Origin of the sequence: Stappia stellulata DSM 5886, from assembly GCF_000423705.1 — a bacterium.
Classification (GTDB): domain Bacteria; phylum Pseudomonadota; class Alphaproteobacteria; order Rhizobiales; family Stappiaceae; genus Stappia; species Stappia stellulata.
This window is the reverse complement of record NZ_KE384082.1, coordinates 545283-562148: the sequence shown is the minus strand read 5'-3', so window position 1 is coordinate 562148 and position 16866 is coordinate 545283. Positions and strand designations below refer to the sequence as shown.

Here is a 16866-nt window from a genome sequence, read left to right as displayed (position 1 = left end):
GTGAGTGTCACCCTGGATTGACATGTGTCAATTTTGAGTGACGCATAAAGGTGTAACCTTTCCGGATCACGGGAGGGTTTGCCATGCGCATCGTGCTTGTTCATCCGAACTATCATTCCGGCGGCGCCGAAATCGCCGGCAGCTGGCCGCCGGCGTGGGTCGCCTATCTCGCCGGCAGCCTGCGGCGCGCGGGCTTCGACGACATTCATTTCATCGATGCGATGACGCATCACATCGACGATGAGGCCCTGGCCGCGCGCCTCGCCGCGCTCAAGCCGGATATCGTCGGCGTCACGGCGATCACGCCCTCGATCTATACGGCAGAGCGCGTGCTCGAGGTGGCGCGCGATGCCTGCCCCGACGCGGTGCGGGTGCTTGGCGGGGTGCATGCGACCTTCATGTACAAGCAGGTGCTGAGCGAGGCGCCGCAGGTCGATGTGATCGTGCGCGGGGAGGGCGAGGAAATCTTCGCCAATCTGGTCTCGGCCATCGCCGGCGGCGCCTGGCGCGATGCGGTCGACGGGATCAAGGGGCTGGCCTTTCGGCGCGGCGAGGAAATCATCGCCACGCCCGCGGCTCCGACCGTGAAGGACCTGGACGGGATCGATCCCGACTGGTCGCTGCTGGAGTGGGAAAACTACATTTATGTGCCGCTCGGCGTTCGCGTCGCGATCCCCAACATGGCGCGCGGCTGCCCCTTCACCTGTTCCTTCTGCTCGCAGTGGAAGTTCTGGCGCGATTACCGGGTGCGCGATCCGAGGAAGGTCGTCGACGAGATCGAGCGGCTGGTGGAAGATCACCAGGTCGGCTTCTTCATCCTTGCCGACGAGGAACCCACCATCAACCGCAAGAAATTCATCGCCTTTTGCGAGGAGCTGATCGCGCGCGGCCTGCCCGACAAGGTGAAATGGGGCATCAACACGCGCGTCACCGACATCCTGCGCGACGAGGCGCTGCTGCCGCTCTACCGCAAGGCCGGGCTGGTGCATGTGTCGCTTGGGACGGAGGCTGCGGCGCAGCTCAAGCTCGACCGGTTCAACAAGGAAACCAAGGTTGCCGACAACCGCCGCGCCATCGAGCTGTTGCGCGATGCGGACATCTTCGTCGAGGCGCAGTTCATTGTCGGGCTGGACAATGAGACGCCGGAGACGCTGGAAGAGACCTACAAGATGGCGCGGGACTGGAATCCGGATCTCGCCAACTGGGCGATGTACACGCCCTGGCCGTTCTCGCCGCTCTACCAGGATCTTGGCGACAAGGTCGAGGTCTTCGACTTCTCGAAATACAATTTCGTCACGCCGATCATGAAGCCGGAGGCCATGGACCGGGCCGAGCTGCTTGACCGGGTGATGAACAACTATCGGCGCTTCTACATGAAGAAGGCGCTCCTCGATTATCCCTGGCGCGGCAGCGGCTTCCGCCGGCGCTATCTGCTTGGATGCCTGAAGGCTTTTCTCAAGGCCGGGTTCCAGCGCACCTTCTACGATCTCGGCAAGGTCGGCTACTGGGGGCCGCAGTCGAAAAAGAAGGTCGATTTCCACTTCGACGAGACGCGCAAGATCGCCCCGGCCCAGCTTTCGGACTGGGAGGCGGCGGCCGAGCGCGCGCAAAAGGTCAAGGCGGCCCGAAGCCGGGCGGCCGCGCAAAAGGCCTGCGGCGGCAGCGAAGGGCAGATGGCCGATGTCTGAGCGCCGACCCGGGATGCGCTATGCGGAAACTGCGTTTCCGGCGGGCGCCGTGTCGGCTGGCGGAAAGGCGAGCGGCGTGATCGGTCCCAATGCGGCGCTTCAGCTCGCAGCGGCGATGACGGCGCTGCAGGGCGGGACAGACACCGACCGGCTGTTCGACGCCGCCGGACTGTCTTGCTGGCTGTCCGCGCCGCCGGGCGACATGGTGCCGGTTTGCGATGTGGAGCGTCTCTACGCGGTGCTTTACCGCGACTGGCCAAAGATTGGCGGCGCCGTCTGCGCCGACGCCGGACGGCGCACGGCGGACTATGTGATCGCAAATCGCATTCCGGCCGTTGTCCGCAGCCTCTTGCGCATGCTCCCGGTCGACCTTTCGGCCCCGCTTCTCGCCCGCGCCGTGGTGCGCAATGCCTGGACGTTTGCAGGCGAGGGGGCGTTGCGGGTCCTGCCGGGCCGGCCGATGAAATTCCTTTTGCAGGGGCAGGCCCTGGCGATTGCCGGCTGTCCCTGGCACCGGGCGGTGTTCCGGCAGCTGTTTCGCGTCCTGGTCAGTCCGCGCGCGACCGTCGCCCACGCCCGCTATGCAGGCCCCGACGGGCCGGGCGATGTCCTGATCGTGAGGTGGTGACGGGATCGTGCGTCACGCCACTGGCGCGGTCGGCATGCGCCTGGTGAATTCCGCTGCAAGGTCGAGCGATGCGGTCTCTTTCGGATGCAATTCGTCGTTCCAGCGGCCGGCGACGATGGTTCGAAGATCGACCACCTCGACATGGGCATGGCTGGCGGCGATGGTGGCCAGCATGTCGTAAAAGGCATCGACGAGGTGCATCAGGATTGCCTCGATCAGGTCCTTGTCGGCGACGAGGTCGTAGCCGCGCGCGGCGAAGGGAACGCCGAGCCAGGGTTCGCCGGCAACCGGGCGCGGATAGTCGTATCCGTGGACGAGCATCTTCACATCCGGGTCGGCGGCCGTCACGTCCCGGGCGATGAAATCATAGCCTTTCGCCAGATCCGAAACGGCCGCGGCAAGGGCTGCGGGATCGATGCACCCAGCCGGTGTCGCTGCGGCGCCCGTCGCCGGGCGGTCGCGCAGGAGCCGCGACAGGGCGGCGCCGCCCAGCACGTCGTTGCCGCCGCCGGAAAAGATGAAACAGTCGAAGGTTCCGGATGCCAGAAGCTGGCGGTAGTCGCGCGCCGCCAGCATGTCCGCCAGCGTATCGCCGGGATAACCGACGCTGCGGGTGTAATAGGCGCTGTCGCCCTCGATCACGTCGAAGAAGGTCTTTTCGTACCCGAAGGCGCTCGACCAGGGCCAGAGGATGTTGATCCAGGAATCGCCCTCCGCGCACACGCGCAGCTGGCCGGCGCCCGGCGCGATTTCGAGGTTTCGCAAAGCAGTGCGCAGCCGGTTGCGCAAATCGTCGGTTTCGTCGCGCCCGTCGGGCCCGAAAATCCGATAGACCAGCGCGACCTCCGGGTCTTTCGCCATCGTCCGGGCTGCAAGCCCGAGTGTATCCAGGATCGCCGCGATCATTCCGTCCTCCCGCCCATGCGGGTGGAAGTCTTGCGTGTTGTCACTGCGATTGCAATCAAAAGCTGCAGGGTGGATCACGCCGCGCTGTGGCTGGTCTCCGCGCGAACGATCACACGTGTCCCGCTGTGCAACAGCTGGCGGGCCAGTGTCTCGGGCGGCTGTCTGTCGCAGACGACCGCGGCAACATCGGTGATATGACCGCCGCGCACATGCGCGGGACGGCCGAACTTGCTGCCATCGAGCACCAGATAGGCCTTGCGGCAGTTCTCCAGGATCGCCTGGCGGGCGGCGACTTCGTCTTCGTGAAAATCGAGAAGCGTGCCGTCGGCATCCACGCCGGCCACACCGAATATGCCGATGTCGACCTTGTAGCCGGAGAAGAACCGGCGGGTGTCGGCACCCAGGATGTCGCAGTCGCCATGACGCAGGCGGCCGCCGGCGATGGTGACCTCGAAGCTGTCGCATTGCGAGGCGGCGAAGGCGACATGCAGGTTATTGGTGAAAATGCGCAGGTTCTTGCGATGCACCAGCGCCTGCATCACGATCTCGGGCGTTGTTCCGATGGAAAAGGCGAGGGCGTCGCCGTCGCATATGTCTTCCGCGACCGCCTCCGCGATCGCGCATTTCGCCGCGAGATTGAGTATCTGGCGTCGGGCGTAATGCAGGTTGCCCGATTGCGCCGGCGGTTCAACCCCACCATGCGTGCGTCGCAGGATGCCGCGCCGGCACAGCTGCGTCAGATCGCGGCGGATGGTCTGTGTGGTGACGCCGAAGCGCCGGGCCAGGCCCTCCACCGAGGCGAAGCCGTCCGATTGCACCAGATCGGCGATGTCGCGCTGGCGCGGCGTGATATCCACTGTTGCGAACATGGATGCGGGTCTGCTCCCTTGAGGGCGTACACTTCGCGCGAAGCTTCGGATGTCCACGCCCTGGTACAGTCAGGTGACCGTTGGACTACGTTCATATGAACATAGCGTGACGTGTCGTCGCCGTCTTCTTTGCCGGCGGCTTTTCTTCCTGTCCGCGTGGCGCTGCAGGATCCGCCGTGAATGGCGTCTCGCAGACGCATACACGTCCGGCGCGCGGCGAGAGGGGGGGGGTGTTTTTGCAAATGGTTCTCATTTTCATTGACACTTGCAAATGGTTCTCATATTCATGTTGCAGAACGTGAATTCGGATTGCGCAGCGTGCGTGCGAACGGCAGTGAGGAAACATGTTGGACCGGTTGAGCAGATGGATGGTGTTTGCGGCGTTTGCGTCGGGATTGGCATTTGCGGCCGGCCCGCCGTCGTCGGCCGTTGCACAGGACGCGCCGCTCAAGGTCGTTGCGACCACCGGGATGATTGCCGACGCCGCCCGGCGCATCGGCGGCGACGCCGTCGAGGTCCGCGCGCTGATGGGGCCGGGGGTCGACCCGCATTCCTACCGTCAGACCCGCACCGACATCGTTGCCATGGTCAATGCCGACCTGGTGCTGCGCCACGGCCTGTACCTCGAAGCGCAGATGGAGGATTTCTTTGCCGGTCTCGGCAAGCGCAAGCCGGTCGTTTCCGTCGCCGAGGGGCTCCCGCGCGACACGCTGATCGCCCATGAGGACTATGCCGACAAGTTCGATCCCCATGTGTGGATGGACCCGGAGCTCTGGACAACGGCGATCCTTGCCGTGCGCGATGCGCTGGTTGCGGCGCGGCCGGAAGCGGAAGGCGTCTTTGCCGCCAATGCGGCGGCCCATCTGGAAGAGGTCGGGCAGCTTGCCGCCTATGCCCGCAAGGTGCAGGCGAGCGTCCCGCAGGAGGCGCGCGTGCTGGTCACCGCGCATGACGCGTTCAACTATTTCGGCCGGGCCTACGGGTTCGAGGTGCTGGGTATCCAGGGCATCTCCACGCAGAGTGAGGCTGGATTGCAGCGCGTGTCGGAGCTTGTCGAGGTGCTGGTGTCGCGCGGCATCAAGGCGGTTTTCGTGGAATCCTCCGTCTCCGATCGCAGCGTGCGCGCGCTGATCGAGGGGGCGGCAGCGCGCGGTCACGAGGTGAAGATCGGGGGCGAGCTCTTTTCCGATGCGATGGGCGAGGACGGCACCTATGAGGGCACCTATCTTGGCATGATCGATCACAATGTCACCCTGATCGCCCGGGCGCTGGGCGGGGCGGCGCCGGAACGCGGCGCGACCGGCCGTCTGGCGGCGGGAAGCTGAAGCCGGTATCGTCACACCACGCGCAACGCCGCCTGAAAAGAGGCGGATGGGAGACCTCATGGCACCGCCAAAGCTTGAACTTGCTGCCGAAGACGGCGCCCGCGCACCGTCGCCCGAAGACATCGCCAATGCGTCTCTGGCGCTCAGCGAGATAACGGTTTCCTACGGCGAGAAGCCGGCGGTGTTCTCCGTCGATGCGGCCCTTCCGCGCGAAAGCATGGTCGCGATCATCGGCCCCAATGGCGCGGGCAAATCCACGCTTCTCAAGGCCGCGCTCGGCATTGTGCCGCGCCTGTCGGGCAGCGTGCGCATCTTCGGCCAGGAGCTTGAGCGCGCCCGCGACCGGGTGGCCTATGTGCCGCAGCGCGCCTCGGTCGACTGGGATTTTCCGACACGGGTGATCGATGTCGTGCTGATGGGGTTTTATCGGGAACTCGGGTTGCTGCGCTTCTTGCGCAAGGGGCATCGGGAGCGGGCGCGCGCGTGTCTTGAGCGTGTCGGCATGGCGGACTTCGCCGAGCGTCAGATCGGCCAGTTGTCCGGCGGTCAGCAACAGCGGGTCTTCCTGGCGCGGGCGCTGGCGCAGGATGCCGAACTCTATCTGCTGGACGAACCTTTCGCCGGCGTCGATGCAGCGACCGAAAAGGCGATCATCGACGTGCTGCACACGCTGAAGACGGCGCGCAAGACGGTGGTCTGCGTTCATCACGACCTGGCGACAGTGGCCGATTACTTCGACCATGTGCTCCTGATCAATGTGCGCAAGGTCGCGGAAGGTCCGACGTCGACCACCTTCACCGCGAAAAACCTGCAGGCGACCTACGGCGGGCGCCTCGCCTCCACGCATATCGACCAACTCAAGCTGTCGAGCTGATCCGCCATGCCCGACGCCATCCTTTCCGCGCTTCTGCTTCAGGCCGGTTACAACGCCGCGCTCGTTGCGATCGGGTCCGCATTGCTCGGTATCGCCGCCGGCGCGGGCGGCACATTCTTGTTCCTGCGCAAGCGCGCGCTGGTCAGCGACGCGGTCGCGCATGCCACGCTTCCCGGCATCGGACTTGCGTTCATTCTCATGGTCGCGCTTGGGGGCGACGGGCGCAACCTGGTCGGCCTGCTGGCCGGTTCGGCGGTGTCGGCGGCGGTCGGGCTCTTGCTCGTCGACTGGATCGTGCGTCACACACGGCTGGCCGAGGATGTCGCGATCGGGTCGGTGCTGTCGGTGTTCTTCGGCCTCGGGGTCGTCGTGCTGACCGTCATCCAGTCGATGTCGAGCGGACGGCAGGCCGGGCTCGAGGGCTTTCTTCTCGGATCGACGGCCGGGATGCTGCGCCAGGATGCCCTGGTGATTGCGGTCGGCGGTGCGCTGGCGCTGGCGGTCCTGGTGCTGCTGCGCCGGCCGATGACGCTGGTCGCCTTCGATCCCGGCTATGCGGCGGCGCGCGGCGTGCGCGTTCAGGCCGTCGACCTTGCAATGATGGCGCTGGTGCTCGCGGTCACCGTGATCGGGCTGAAGGTCGTCGGGCTGATCCTGATCGTCGCGATGCTGATCATTCCGCCGGTGACGGCACGGCTGTGGAGCGAGCGCACCGACAGCGTCGTACTGATCGCTGGCGCGCTCGGCGGGCTTGCCGGCTATCTCGGGGCGGCGGTCTCGGCTTCTGCGCCCAATCTTCCGACCGGGCCGATCATCGTTCTGGTGTCCTTTGCCCTGTTTTGCATTTCGCTGCTTTTTGCGCCCAGTCGCGGTGTCCTCGCGGCCGCGATCCGGCATCGGCGGTTCCAGCGCCGGGTGCACCGGCGTCAGGGCCTGCTGGCGCTGGCCCGCAACGAGCCGATCCTCGATCCGCTGACGCTGAAGGTGCTGAGGCGGGACGGGCTGATCCGTCCCGACAAGGTGGCGACCGACGCGGGGCGGGCGCGGGCCGCCAAGGCGCTGCGCGACGAGCGCCGCTGGGACGTTGCCCGCCAGATGCACCAGGACGAGGGTGTTTCCGGAGGTTACGACGGCCTGACCGCCATAGAGACGGTTCTGACCCCGGACGAGATCGCGGCCATCGACGCGCGGATCGGCACGCCGGCGCTTGCCGACAAGGGAGTCGTTTGACGATGGATGGCTTTTTGCAACTCTCGCTTACGCCGATCCTGATCGGCATTCTGTCGGCAATCGCCTGCGCGCTTCCCGGCAATTTCCTCATCCTGCGCCGGCAGGCTCTGATCGGCGATGCAATCAGTCATGTCGTGCTGCCGGGCATCGTCGTCGCCTTTCTCGCCACCGGCGTCATTGCCGCGCTGCCCATGCTGGTCGGTGCGGCCGGCGCGGCGCTGGTCGCCGTCATCCTGATCGAGACGATCAAGCGGGTCGGGCGGATCGAGCCGGGGGCGGCGATGGGTGTCGTCTTCACCTCGATGTTCGCAGCCGGGGTTTTGCTGCTGGAACAGACAGATACGAGTGCCGTGCATCTCGACGTGGAACACGCGCTGATGGGCAATCTGGAAAGCCTGATCTGGTTCGACGCGACCGGGTGGGGGTCGCTTGTCGATCCTGTCGCCCTTGCCGGACTTCCGCCGGAACTGCCGCGCATCGCGGTCGTGGCGGCCGTGATCGCCGTCCTTGCCTTCGTGTTCTGGCGCCCGCTCAAGCTGTCGACCTTCGACGAGGGGTTCGCCGCGACGGTCGGGGTGCCGACGCGCACCATCGGTCTCGCGCTCGTCGCCGCCTCCGCGGTTGCCGCCGTTGCCGCCTTCGACGCGGTCGGTTCGATCATCGTCATCGCCATGTTCATCTGTCCACCGGCAGCCGCCAGGCTGATGACCAACCGGCTGGAGGCGCAGGTCGGCTGGAGTGTCGTCTTCGCCACGCTGTCCGCCATTGTCGGATATGTGCTGGCGGGGTACGGGCCGCTCTGGTTCGGCGCGCAAAACGCGGTCAGTGCCGCAGGCATGATCGCGGCGGTCTCCGGGGTGATCCTCGCCATCGCATGTCTCGCCGCGCCGCATCGGCGGCGCATCGGTGCCGCGCAGGGGCAGGGCTAGGGCGGCCTTCCGCCCGGCGCTGCCCGGGCTGCCCAACCGGGCAATTGCCGTTTCGGATCGAAAACACGTGCCGCGTCACGGTCGGTGGGGTCTGCCCTGGCGAAGACCGGAAGCCGGTGCGTCCGCGCGCCAGGGGCCGTTGGCGCGTGCTTGGCGGGGCGCGAACTGTCCGGGCCGACCTTCTGGCACGGAATTGAAACGCCAATTATTCATATTTATATATTTTAATACTAATAATACACGTAAATCTTGTTAAATTGTCATATGGGTTGCAATAAAAACGCAACGTAAGAAATCCTATTTCACTTGTAAGTTGCGCATTCGAATGCCACTCTTCCCGCATAGGTAGATTTTCAGAATTCTTCTAATTTATCGCGATGCGAGGACGCCATGTTTGACATCACCACAGTGCGCGAAATCGATTACGGCCCGAATGGCGTCGTCTACGTCTATCAGGATCACGACAAACCGAAGCTCTGGTACATGGTGCCGGTTCCCACCCTGCGCACGGTGAACGGCGCGCCCGCCTTCTCCATCGCCGAATACACCAAGAACGGCGGCGGTCTGTCGGGACTTTGCACCTTCGAGATGGAGCTGGTGCAGCCGCTCGCGGCGAAGGCCGCGGCGGAGGCGGTTCTCGGCGACGACATCAGCTGGGGCGGCTTCACCTGGGTCGGCGGCACAGCCTATTTCCACTACGACATCGAGGGCGAAACGGAGGTTCTCGCAGTCGAGCCGACGCTTTACGGGACAAATGTGGCGGCCTTCCAGATTCCGCTGGAAACGGCGGAGGCGCTCAACACCTTCAAGGCGGCCTATTCCGAAGGGGGCGGCGCCTCGCCCTTCCGCGTCGAATACGACATGCAGGTGCTGACCAAGCTGCTCGGCGCCAAGGCCACGGTCAAATATGTCGCCGAGGCCGCGATCCACTACGAGAAGACCTACAAGACCGTGCGCGATACCTGGGGCAACCAGAAGCAGGTCCTGCAGGACGTCAAGCAGGTGCTGCAGCAGTCGGGTGCAGGCGAGGTGAATGTCGAGATCGGCGCGGGAAGCACGCAGGAGCTGGAACAGCGCGTGCGCGACTGGGGCTGGACGACGCTGGAGACGCAGGTGGCCAACACGGTCGCGGCCGCCGCGACCATGGCGACCGGTCCCAATCCGGTGTCGGCGACGACGTCCTTCGAGCAGACCTACAGCGAGGACACGGTGATCGACTGGTCGACGCCGGTCTCGAGCTTCATGCGCAAGTTCTCGAGCGAAGAGTGGAACAAGCTCTTCATCCGGGTCGACAACCGCAAACTTTCGGTTGTCTTCAACATGATCGGGCAGCTGACCCGCACCGGCGACGGTGAGGCCATCGCCGAGTCCGTGACCGTCACGGTCGACTATCCGACCCGCACGACCGGCAACACCTTCACGCTGATCGTCAAGGACGGCGACCAGTCCTCGATGATCTACGAAGCGCCGGGAGACTTTTCCGGCGGGGCCTACAATGCCGAGTTTACGTTTTCCTATGTGATCCAGTTCAAGGACGGGACGAGCTTCCAGAGCGATCCCGTCACCACGACAGACACGCTGATCAACATCACGCCGAATGTCTTCGGCACGCGTCAGGTCAGCTTCATCGGGCAGTCCATTCCGTTCCTGACCGGCGCGTCCCCGAATGGCACCGTCAAGACCGTCAATATCGACTTCTTCTTCGCGCCGCCCTCCGGCAGTCCCGCGATCGTTCAGACGAAGACGATGACCGGAAACGGCGAGGACGGCGCGGTTCTCTTCGAAAGCTACTACAATCTCCCCATTGGCCAGGCTTACAGCTACCGGCTGCGCTACCAGATGTCGGACAATTCCGAGGTCATCTCCCAGCCGCCCGGGGCGTTGTCGAGTGCGCCGGACAACACCACCTCCGGCAATGCCGATATCGTTTTCGTCAAGGATCCGAAGGGGCTGTTCACGCAGTTCACCCTGCGTGCCTTCAACTATGCCGGCCAATCGCAGGATCTCCTGCTGGTCGACGTCAACGCGCAGTATTTCGACCCGGCGAACGATCCGAACGGCTGGCTGTACGAGAACACCTGGTCGAACTGGCAGCCGAGCGGGCTTCTCAGTTTCGCGGAGCCGCGCTGGAACTTCCAGGCGGTCGATAACACGAATTCGGCCTACTACAACATCGCGGGAACGATCTTCTACTCGGACGGAACTGATTTCACGCTCGCGAATTACAAGCAGTCGAGCGAGTACAAGACGCTGACGATCACCAATACGATCGAGAACTACAGTGTTCTCGTTGACACGACCCTGATCGATTGGTCAGAGGTGGCGAGCGTCAATCTGACGATGTTCCAGCTCAAGAAAACGGCGAAAGAGGAATTCGGCGACACGCTGCCCGATTTCTTCACCAAGCCGCGCGAGGAGATGACCACCGAGGAGCGTGCGGCCGCGCTGGGGTCGCAGGACAATCTGCTGCTGTTCAGCATTCTCAGCCCGGCCGGCACGCCGCAGGTCGACGACCTCAATCGCTACTACGGGGTTCAGCGGCTGCGCGAGGATCCGCTGGTCGAGTTCTATTACACCGCCGTCTACGTGATGAAGAGCGACGGGGAGCAGCGCACGCTGACCGACCAGAAGGTCGAAGGCAAGCTGTCGGTGGAACTGCCGGCGCTGCCGCCCGCACAGGTCAAGCCCGGTATCGTGCGCCACAGGGTCGAGCCCGCGGCGCTCGCAGACCATATGCGCGCCGCAGGCTAGGGCAATGTCCGACGCCCTGTCCATGGATGGCGGCGGTGCAGCTCATGGCGGCGCGGGGGGCGCCGCCGGCTTTGCAAGGCTGGGCGACCTCTCGTCGCCCATCGCAAGCGACGCCGGACGGCTGATCGACGAGGTGGCGCGGGTCGCGCCATCCGCGCCATGCTCGACGCCGAGCAGGCTTACGCCGGCCGGTGCGCCGCTGGAAGCCGCGCTGGTGTGGCCCACGCCCGGGGTGCGGGTGAGCCTCGATCCTTGTCCCGACGCCACGGCCTCGGAGCGCGCAAGCCTGTGCCGGGCGGCGTTGTCCCGGCCCCTTGCGGCCGCGCAGGCGGCGGTTGCGGCGCGTGTGGCGGATTGGCAGCGCGATTTCGCGGGGCGCTACGGCGCCTGGCTCGGGCTTCGCGTCGCCGGCGGGGAGATGCGCGACAAGCTCTATCTCGATGTGCCGCAGGGATGTGCCTGGCAGTCTCTCGACGAAGAGATGGCCGGCCGACCGGCGGTCCTGCCGCGCCGGCAAATCCGGTTGACCATGATCGGCCTCGATCCGGCCTCGGGAGGCGTGGAGCTTTATTACCGGTGCGCACGATTGTATCCGGCGGAACTCGATACGCTGATGCGCCGCTTTTCCTGCCCCGAACGCGGGCAGGAGGTCGTCGATTTTATCGGCGCCCTGACACAACGCACGGTCCGTTTCGAACTGCCCTCCTATGACATGGGCTTCAGTGTCGCTTTACAGGCTGCGGGCGGCGCCTCGGTCTTCACCTGGTATTCGAATGCCACCGCCTTGCTCGGACCGGCCGCGCGCACCCGTGCCGCCCTTCTCAGGGTCGGTGGCGAGAGGGGCTGGCCGATGGAAGACTATGACGCCTTGAGCCGGCCGGACGAAAACGGCCAGGTGCCCGAGCACGGGCTGGTCGGCGTGATGCTGGCGCAGGGCCAGCCGATGCATGCGACCGCGACGATTGCCCTGTCGCCGCCTTCGACCGGCGCGAGAGCAGCGGCGGAGGCGGGTCTGTGCGTCGGCGCAGATCGCGAGGCGCGTCATGCCTGATGCGCTGCTCCTGGATCTCCTGGCCCGTCAGGCCCCTTCCGGCGCCTTTCCCTCCTGCGTCGAGGGACCGGACGGTCCGCTGGAGGACGAGACCTGTTTCGTCACCGCGCAGGTGGCGCTGATCCTTTCGGGGCTCGCCGAACGCGACGTTCGTCTCGATGCAGCGCGGGCACGGAAGCTGCGCCAGGCGATGGCCCGGGCGCTCGATTTCGTCGAAAGCTGCGCGGCGCCGGCCGGGGGGTTCTTCTTCTATCCGCCGGAAGGGACGGCGAGGCTCGACATTCAGCTGCCACCGGATGCAGACGACACCGCGCTCTCCTGGATGGCGCTGGTGTCCGGCGGCCGGCGAGCGGCGGGCGAGGCCGCAGCGGTCCTGTCCGGGCTTTTTGCCGGACAGGGCGTTCAGGCGCCGCGCCGCGGCGATCCGCCCTTCGTGCGCCCGCCATTGGTCAGAACATGGCTCGATGCCCGAGCGCCTGCAAATCCGGTCGACCTGATCGTCAATCTCAATGTGCTTGCAAGTCTCGCAGCTGCCGGTGTCGACATGCGTGCGTCCGACGGCTTCGGGGCGAGGCTGTTGGGGCGTGTTGCGGCCGCTCTGCCGGATGGCCCGCCGTCCCTGTCTGAGCTTCGGATGCTGGCGCCCTTCTATGCCCATCCCGGCGAACTGGCCGAGGCGCTGGCGCGGGCGGTCGATGCCGGCGTTTCCGCGCTTGCCCCCGCGCTGGAGCGGATCGCGCCGCGCGCGACCTTCGCTGCGCATGACGACGACCGGCCGCTCTACTGCAATGCGCACGGACGCCCGTTGTGGCGCTCGCCGGCACTCCAGGTCGCCCGCCGCTGCCGGGATCGCGTAGCGGACGTATTCCAGACGCCGTTTTCCTCATCTTCGATTTCAGGAGGTTCCCATGACATTCATGCCCAGATCCGCATTCGCTGAACTGTCCGCGGGAGAATTCCCGGCGGCGCGCGCGAGCACGAAGTACATGGAGACCTTCCAGCTGTCGAAGCCCGCGCTTGGCGGCACGGACATCCGGACCTACCCCAATGTCGCGGGCAATCTCGATCTCTACACCATCGGCACCAACGACGAGATCTATCGCCTGCGCCGGGGCGAGGACGCGGCGGCGCCCTATCACGACACCAATCTGAAGATCACCGGCCGCCAGCTCTTTCTCTATTCCTCGGTGAGCGAAAGCAGCGATACGCCGAACATCATCTCGCTCGGCGGCAACGGCCAGCTTCGCTATGCCTCCTACAAGCCGGAGACGGAAAGCTATTTCCAGCAAGAAACCAAACCTGAAGACGCCACGGAGACGATCCGGCAATTCCGGGCGGTGCGCGGTGCGACCAACGGCAACATCTACGTCAATGTGATGCTGGATGTGCCGGGCGAGTCCTTCGGCCTTCTGGCGAACAACTTCTTCACGCCCGGCGAAAACACCTGGAACGGCCCCGTCTGGGCACCGCTGATGGGTCCGGGGGGCACCCAGGCGGAGGTCCTTTCGATCGCGATGGTGGAAAACAGCGTCGTGCAGTCGTCCATTCTGGCGATCAGCAAGAACCACGAGGTTCTTTATTGCGAGCAGGCAAACCGCGCGACGCCGCTCAGGGTGCTTGGCCCCAAGAAGGCGACGGCGCTCTATGTGGTTGTCGACCAGGAGCAGCGGCTGAACATTTTCGCGGTGGAGAAGGACACCGGCAAGCTGCTGCTCAAGAAGCAGAAAAAGTACCAGTCCGGCACCCTCAAGCAATTCGACGACTGGATCTATGTCGATGCCGGGCAGGGCGTGAAGCTGACGCAGATCTATGCGTCTATCTGTTTCGACGGCCTGCTGCAGGTCTTCGGCATCGGCGACGACGGACGGCTTTGGCGCTCCGGACAGGTGCCGGGAAGCGGGCGCTCGGCCGAACCGGTGTGGAACACGCTGTTTCCGCTTGGCAACGAGATCCCCACCGATCCGGGATCCAAAGCCTCGATCTTCACCGTCGGTCGCGATCTCGCCGGCTATGCGGAAGCCTATACGGTGTCGGCGGGCGGCGAACTGACGCGTTTCTGGCAGTCTCCGACCTCGCAGCAGTGGTTCGACGAACACGTCACGCTCTATCGGAGCGACAACGAAATGGTGCCGGTCCAGACCCATGCGCTGGAACTCGTCGTGCTCGACAACGACGGCATGCCGCTGCCCTTTGCCAAGGTGTCGATCCAGGCGAGTTTCCTGGTGACGCTCTTTGTCGACGGACGCTCTTACCGGTGCAGCCAGCTCAACCGTGTCGGCGTGGAAACGGGGCCGAACGGCAAGGTGGTCGTCTATCAGCGCGCCAATGCGCTCGCGGCGGCAACGCTTTATGTCGAGACCCCCTCGACGCTTGCCGGCACGCCGCTCACGGTAGAACCGAACCTGCAATTGCAGGAAAAGCTGGCGACACTGTCGGTGGAGGAGATCAAGAACGCCAAGGATGCCTCCGGAGCCTACCTGCTTCCCGCACAATACCGCACCAACGACGAATATGCGCAAAGCCTGCAGCAGATCACCCAGTCGTCGATGCAGATCGCCGGCCAGCAGGAGGTCAGGGCCAGCAAGGTCGCCTATCACGCCGTCGGACGCGGCCGTGCGGCCCGCGCCTTCAGCCCCAAGCTCAACCTCGCCGCGATGAACGGAACCACCTGGGCGATCGATTTCTCCTCCGGGTTTCCGCAGTATCAGGCCATGACGCTGGATGACGTCGCCGACTGGAAGAGCTCGCGCCTGGAGATGATGCGGGCGAGCAGCGCGGATGGCGCGGAGCTCGGCGGCTTTCTCGGCATCGACTGGGGGGATGTGTGGAACGGCATCAAGAACGCGGCGAAATTCGTCGTCGACGGGCTGGTCAAGATTGTGGTCGAGATCGTCGACGGCATCGGGCGGGTGCTGTTCGAGATCGCCGGCAAGGTGTTCGAGGCGATCATCGAGTTCGCGCAACAGGCCTTCGACTTCGTGCAGGGCGTGTGGAACTGGCTGAAGGTGAAGCTGAAGCAGCTGTTCGAGTGGCTCGCCTTCCTGTTCAACATCGGCGATTTCGTGCGCACGGCGGAGGCGGTGGAACACAACACCCGCGTGTTGCTCGATTTCACGGTCGACGGCGTCGAACACGTCAAGCAGATGATCCTCGGCGGCATCGACACGATGAAGGACAGCCTGAAGGCCACGGTCGACAGTTTCGTGCAGGAGCTGAACAAGGCGGACAATCCGACCTACGACCAGTTCTCCAAGCAGGAGGAAATGACCGACGATCAGGCCTATCAGCTGGAGCACAACCTCTTCGCCAACGCCTATGAGGAAAACGGCGGCAATGCGAGCGAGAAGGGGACCACCTCGGTCTCGCTGATGACCCAGACGGCGCTTTCCTCCACGCTGGAAGGGCTGGTGCAGATGCTGGAGGACCTCGCCGACAACTTCCAGTTCGGGGACGGAAAGGCGGCCTTCAACGAGGCGATCGAGTATTTCACCGCGATCGGCGACAATCCGAACGAGGTGCTCAATCTGTTGATCAGCGGCATCGTCAAGGTGATGGAGGCGGTCGCGCTCTTCGCGCTCGATGCGGCCAAGGGCGTCATCGCCGTGCTGATGGATCTCATCAAGGACGTGGTGGAGGCCTTCCGCGATGTCTTGTTCGCGGAATGGGAAATCCCGATCGTTTCCCAGCTCTACAAGTTCTTCACCGGCAAGACGCTGTCCATCCGCGTCAGCCAGATCGCGTCCTATCTGATCGCCATTCCCACGACGCTGATCTACAAGCTGGCGACCAACAAGGCGCCCTTCCCCGATCAGGCGGCGCTCGACGCCTACAAGAACTACATCACCGTCGACTGGCTGAAGTCGAAGTTCGGCATTCAGACGGAAAAGGCCGTTGCCTTCGATTCAGGTCAGGAAAAGGTCGTCGCCCAGATCGCGCTCGGCGTCTATGCCGGGGCCATGGGGGTGCGGCTCTTCACCGACAATCTGACCGGCTTCCTGAGCGCAACGGCAGCGGTCTCTCCGGACCAGCCGTCGAAACTGCCGACCAACATCAAGGACTATGTCGGAAGCTGGAAACCGAAGGGCAAGTCGCTTGCCGGCCTTGCCGCCGTACTCCTGCGCTACACGACGACCTTCGCCACCATGCCCTGGCTGATCCGGCCCGGGTCGCCCGGACCGAGCTGTCCGGCGGGAGATCCCGGCTTCGGCGGCACGATCTGGATCACCCAGCTTATCTGCGGTCCGACGCGCGGGTTGTTTGTCCTTGCGCTTGTGCCGGGCGGACGGCCGCGCGTCTACACCGGAGAGCTGACGCTGTGCCTGTGGGGGGTCGCCAACATGATCATGGTGGCGTGGAACTACAACGACAGCCAAAACAAGGACACACTCGCCAAGCTTGGCCTGTCCCGCGCGCTGACGAACATCATTCCCGGCCAGATCGGGCGGATCCTCTTCATCCCCGACGTGCAGGACAAGACCTATTTCATTCCCGCTCTCATCGGCGGGGTGCTGCAGGTCGTCGGCTATCTTGGCTCGGCCGGGGTGGCCATTGCCGAACTGGTCGAGGTCGGGCAGATGGACGAAAGCCGCTTCATCGAGGGGTGACGGACATGGCG

12 protein-coding genes are annotated in these 16866 nt (G+C 64.7%); 10 read left to right on the top strand and 2 right to left on the bottom strand.

Annotated features, from left to right (window positions below; genetic code table 11):
* The first annotated feature begins 83 nt into the window (after positions 1-83).
* Complete coding sequence (bchE, locus tag G572_RS0114940; protein ID WP_029059163.1) at positions 84-1688, top strand: magnesium-protoporphyrin IX monomethyl ester anaerobic oxidative cyclase; 1605 nt, start codon at positions 84-86, stop codon at positions 1686-1688.
* Positions 1681-2316 (top strand): bacteriochlorophyll 4-vinyl reductase, encoded by a 636-nt coding sequence (gene bchJ, locus G572_RS24100; protein WP_084650166.1) that lies wholly within the window; start codon positions 1681-1683, stop codon positions 2314-2316. Before bchE ends, bchJ begins: the two co-directional genes overlap by 8 nt.
* A 12-nt stretch (positions 2317-2328) precedes the next feature.
* Here bchJ and G572_RS0114930 read toward each other — a convergent pair whose 3' ends face one another.
* Both G572_RS0114930 and G572_RS0114925 read right to left on the bottom strand, forming a co-directional pair.
* The gene (locus G572_RS0114930; RefSeq protein ID WP_029059162.1) at positions 2329-3222 is read right to left on the bottom strand and encodes a hypothetical protein; all 894 of its coding nucleotides are present in this window, start codon (positions 3220-3222) and stop codon (positions 2329-2331) included.
* Between the two features lie 74 nt (positions 3223-3296).
* Positions 3297-4091 carry a DeoR/GlpR family DNA-binding transcription regulator gene (locus G572_RS0114925; protein ID WP_029059161.1) on the bottom strand — a complete coding sequence of 265 codons (795 nt, stop codon included), beginning with the start codon at positions 4089-4091 and terminating at the stop codon, positions 3297-3299.
* A gap of 344 nt (positions 4092-4435) precedes the next feature.
* Between G572_RS0114925 and G572_RS0114920 the strand changes: the two genes are divergently transcribed.
* The 8 genes from G572_RS0114920 to G572_RS0114885 all read left to right on the top strand — a co-directional run bounded on the left by G572_RS0114920 (position 4436) and on the right by G572_RS0114885 (position 16855).
* A complete protein-coding gene (locus G572_RS0114920) occupies positions 4436-5416 on the top strand; it encodes a metal ABC transporter solute-binding protein, Zn/Mn family (RefSeq protein ID WP_208979121.1) in 981 nt (326 codons plus the stop codon).
* Positions 5417-5474: 58 nt separating this feature from the next.
* Positions 5475-6290, top strand: coding sequence for a metal ABC transporter ATP-binding protein (locus G572_RS0114915; protein ID WP_029059159.1), 816 nt, complete (start codon positions 5475-5477; stop codon positions 6288-6290).
* A gap of 6 nt (positions 6291-6296) precedes the next feature.
* Positions 6297-7520, top strand: a complete 1224-nt coding sequence (locus G572_RS0114910; RefSeq protein ID WP_029059158.1) for a metal ABC transporter permease — start codon at positions 6297-6299, stop codon at positions 7518-7520.
* 2 nt (positions 7521-7522) lie between these two features.
* The gene (locus G572_RS0114905; RefSeq protein ID WP_029059157.1) at positions 7523-8449 is read left to right on the top strand and encodes a metal ABC transporter permease; all 927 of its coding nucleotides are present in this window, start codon (positions 7523-7525) and stop codon (positions 8447-8449) included.
* Between the two features lie 390 nt (positions 8450-8839).
* Positions 8840-11200 (top strand): hypothetical protein, encoded by a 2361-nt coding sequence (locus tag G572_RS0114900; RefSeq protein WP_029059156.1) that lies wholly within the window; start codon positions 8840-8842, stop codon positions 11198-11200.
* Between the two features lie 4 nt (positions 11201-11204).
* Positions 11205-12251 carry a hypothetical protein gene (locus G572_RS0114895; RefSeq protein WP_029059155.1) on the top strand — a complete coding sequence of 349 codons (1047 nt, stop codon included), beginning with the start codon at positions 11205-11207 and terminating at the stop codon, positions 12249-12251.
* The gene (locus G572_RS0114890) at positions 12244-13191 is read left to right on the top strand and encodes a hypothetical protein (RefSeq protein ID WP_029059154.1); all 948 of its coding nucleotides are present in this window, start codon (positions 12244-12246) and stop codon (positions 13189-13191) included. The genes G572_RS0114895 and G572_RS0114890 overlap by 8 nt, the downstream gene beginning before the upstream one ends.
* Positions 13160-16855, top strand: a complete 3696-nt coding sequence (locus tag G572_RS0114885) for a PLL family lectin (protein ID WP_156884638.1) — start codon at positions 13160-13162, stop codon at positions 16853-16855. Before G572_RS0114890 ends, G572_RS0114885 begins: the two co-directional genes overlap by 32 nt.
* Positions 16856-16866: the final 11 nt, after the last annotated feature.